The 3,786-nt window shown below is 69.1% G+C and carries 2 protein-coding genes; one reads left to right on the top strand and one right to left on the bottom strand.

Annotated features, from left to right (window positions below):
* Positions 1-837: SAM-dependent methyltransferase (locus tag AADR41_RS41480; RefSeq protein ID WP_342287604.1), on the top strand; the 837-nt coding region annotated here is incomplete at its 5' end.
* Between the two features lie 64 nt (positions 838-901).
* On the opposite strand, the gene AADR41_RS41475 is transcribed toward AADR41_RS41480, so the two are convergent.
* On the bottom strand, positions 902-3,574 hold the full coding sequence (locus AADR41_RS41475; protein WP_342287602.1) for a glycoside hydrolase family 31 protein: 2,673 nt from the start codon (positions 3,572-3,574) through the stop codon (positions 902-904).
* Between the last annotated feature and the right edge of the window lie 212 nt (positions 3,575-3,786).

Genomic DNA, 3,786 nt, shown 5'->3' with positions numbered 1-3,786 from the left:
CCTCCCGCCCACCCGACGTCGGACCGCATCGACACCACCAGGCCGCATCCCGCGCGGGTGTACGACTGGTTCCTCGGCGGGAAGGACAACTATCCCGTCGACGAGGAGCTCGGGAGGCAGATCGCCGGACTCTCGCCGGACACGAAACGCATCGCGCGCCACAACCGGTGGTTCATGCACCGGGCGATGCGCCGGCTGGCGGGCGAGGAGGGGATACGGCAGTTCCTCGACATCGGCTCCGGCATTCCCACCGAGCCCAACCTGCACCAGATCGTCCAGAGCACGGCGCCCGACGCCCGGGTCGTGTACGTGGACAACGACCCCATCGTCCTGGCCCATGCCGGGGCGCTGCTGAGCGGGACCGCCGAGGGAGTGACGGCGTACCTCGACGCGGATGCGCGGCAGCCGGAGCGGATCCTCGGACTCGCCGCCGACGTCCTCGATCTCGACCGGCCGGTCGCGCTCTCCCTCATTGCTCTGCTGCACTTCGTCGACGACGGGGACGGCGGGGAGGGAGAGGGCCGGGGCGAGGGGGCGTACGCGCTGGTGGAGCGCTTGATGGAGCGGCTCGCCCCCGGGAGCTGCCTGGTGCTGTCACAGCTCACCGGTGACTTCGACCCCGAGAGCGTGGCGAAGGGAGTGGCCTCGTACGCGGCGGGCGGTGTGACGCTCGTGCCGAGGTCGCACCGGGCCATCGGCCGGTTCTTCGACGGGCTGGAAATACTGGAGCCCGGCCTGGTGCCGGTCGTCGACTGGCATCCGGAACTCAGCCTCGGTGAGCTTCCGGTGGAGACCCGGCCGGTGCCGATCTACGGCGCGGTTGCCCGCAAGCCGTAGCGTCCGGCGCAGGGGCCGGGGGCCGTCCCTGGACGGCCCCCGGCCATGTGGCGGTGCGGGCCGGTTACTTCCGCAGCTCGACCGTGAAGCCGCGCCCGGTGGAGACGGACGGTGTTCTGACCTGCGTGACGCCGGTCGCCGGGTCGGTGAACCAGCCCGACCCGGCCTTCGCGAGCTCCGCCGCCGAGTTCACCCGGTGCAGGCGGGTGTGGCCCATGACGACCTGTGAGGGCGCGTGCTCGCCGTGCACGGTGAGGTCGTACGCGCGGGCGGACACCTTGCCCCGGTAACTCCCCACACTCGCACCGATCCTGACGGTGGTGCCGCCGCTCCTGCCGCGGGCGGGTGCCTGGACCCGGACGTGCTGGGTGGCCGAGGCTCCCTCGGTGAACTTCCGGGTCACGCCGTCGTCCTCATAGAGGGTGTACTCGGTGGTGCCCTGCGGGTGGATGTCGTAACCGAGCCGGGTCCGGTCCCGCGACTCCCAGGACACGGTGCCCTCGGGCCACATCGGCACGATCGAGCCGCCCCTGACGAAGAGCGGCAGGGTGTCGAGCGGCGCCCTGTATCCGTCGACGGTGGTCGGGCCCCGGTACGTCTTCCCCGTCCAGTAGTCGGTCCAGGTGCCCTTCGGCAGGTAGATGCCGTTGCGGACGTCCGTGTCGCTGTACACCGGCGCGACCAGGAAGTCGGGACCGGCCAGGAACTCGTACTTGGCGTCCGGACCGAGCGCCGCCGGGTCGTCGGGGTATTCGAGCGCGAGCGGCCGGACCGCGCCGACACCGGTTGTGGTGGCTTCCTTCGACAGGGTGTACATGTACGGCAGCAGCCGCTCCTTCAGCATCAGGTACTTGCGGTTGATGGAGGTGTAGGGCTCGCCGTCCAGCCACGGCTGCTGGTCGTGCGGCTGCTTGGTGGTGATGTCACTGGCCCAGCCGTCCATGGTCATGATGGCCGGGAGGAACGCCTTCCACTGGAGGTCGCGGGTATACATCTCGGGGTCGTGACGGTAGATGCTGCCGACGTCTCCCGTGTTGTACGCGATGCCGGACATGGTCGCTCCGGCGTACGTCGGGATCTGCCAGCGGATGAAGTCCCAGGACAGGCTCTGGTCCCCGCTCCACAGCACACCGCAGCGCTGCGCACCGGCCCAGGACACGGGCAGCCAGACGAAGCCGCGGGCGTCGCTGTTGTTCTCGATGCCGGCCTTGGCCTGGTCGCAGGCGTCCAGCGCGAAGCCGTAGCCGCCGCCGACCCAGGCGACGTCCAGCTTGCGGACGCGTACCCCGGCCCTGGCCTCCGCGGCCTCGTCGGGCAGACCGTTCTGTGTCCAGAGCCCGAGCTGGGTGTGGTTCCTGTTGAGCCCGGTACCCGTCTCCGGGAGGTTCTCGTAACCGCAGCCGTAGCCGTCGTTGACGAGCATCCAGCCGAGCGGCATGCCGTTTCCGGCATAGCTGTCGGAGACCTTCAACGCGTCCAGGGTGTGGCGCTCGCCCCGGTTGGCGTTGTGGAGATAGCAGTCGGCGGAGCCGGGCTCCAGCCCGTACACCGGAGGCATGAACGGCTTGCCCACCAGGGAGGTGTACTTGCCGATGACCGTCTTGGTGTCACCGGTGAAGTAGTACGCATCCAGGCGCCGTTCCTGCTGACCGGTCCTCACCGGGGAGGCGAAGTCGTAGATGCCGGGCGTCATGGTGTTGCGGAACACGCCGTAGCCGGCCGTGGAGAGGTAGAACGGCTGGGAGTTGTTGTAACCGCCCTCGTTCCAGTTGGTGTTGTTGCCCACGTTCATGACCCGGTCGCGGTGGGAGAAGCTGCCGTTCTGCTCGCCGCCGCCGAAGAACTGCTCGTCGGCCCCGCGCTTCAGGCTCTGCCGCATGCCGCCGCCGGTCCAGCGCAGCGGATCGGCCTCCTGCCAGACGGCCGTGCGGTTGTCCGCCCTGTAGAGGCCGAAGCGCAGCGGCTTCTTGTACACGCGCAGCACCACGCCCTTGGAACGGATGCCGTAATAGGTGCCCGCGTCGAAGGACTTGGTGTGCGGTTGCGCGGTGGGCTGCCGCCGGATCATGTGGCTGTCCTTCGGGTCGGCGAGTACGCCGTCCGGGGATGCCTGCAGCCGCAGTGTGTCGTCGGTGAAGAACTCGGCGCGGGCCCTGAGGTCACCGGCCGCGATCTCGTACCTGCCGTGCGAGCCGCTGAAGCCGGTGAGGTTCCCGGCGTCGGTGGCCTCGGGGAGGTACGCCTTTCCGGTGAAGGAATTGTTGTGCACGTCGTAGGGGACGACCACCACGTGGTACGTCCCGGAGGCCTTCGGGACGACCGCGGACTCGGGGTCCGCGGTGCCGGCGCTGGAGGCCACCTGTTTGCCGGCCGAGTCGTAGATGTACATGTCGAAGTCGTCCGTGGGCGTCTCCCACTGGATGGAGACGGGGACACCGCCCTCGGGGTTGTCGTCCCACTGGCCCTCGGGCGGGTCGACGGTCAGGTCGAACCGGGCGCAGACCGCGTTCTCGGGGTCCTCGGCGGCCGTGCCGCACTTGGCGGGGGAGTCGACGGTGCCCTTGGCGTAGACCGGGCTCTGCCATGTCACGTTCTTCGTGGTGCTGTCCAGCGTGCCCGAGGGCGTGGCCTCGGCCTGTGCCCGTGGGGCGGGGGCGGTCAGGGCGGTGAGTGCGAGGACGATCACCGAGAGCGTGCCGGCAGCCGCCCGGCCGGGACGGTTCTTGAGTATCCGCAAGGAGTGTTCTCCGTTCGTACCGAACAGTGAAATAGGCAATGCCTGCGCAGACATGATTGAAACTCCGGAGATTCGAGCATCAGAATTCACCGTGCGACCGGTGCATGTCAACGTTCGGTCCGGCATTCCGGCCGGTGCCCGGGTCAACGTTTCGGAAAGTGTCCGGAGCGGGAATTCGCGAGGGTGCGGCGGCGGTGGGCGCGGTGCGGGGG

It is taken from the genome of Streptomyces sp. CLV115 (assembly GCF_038448545.1).
Taxonomy (GTDB): domain Bacteria; phylum Actinomycetota; class Actinomycetes; order Streptomycetales; family Streptomycetaceae; genus Streptomyces; species Streptomyces sanglieri.
Note: the sequence above shows the minus strand (reverse complement) of the source record. Positions and strands in the feature narration are given on the sequence as shown.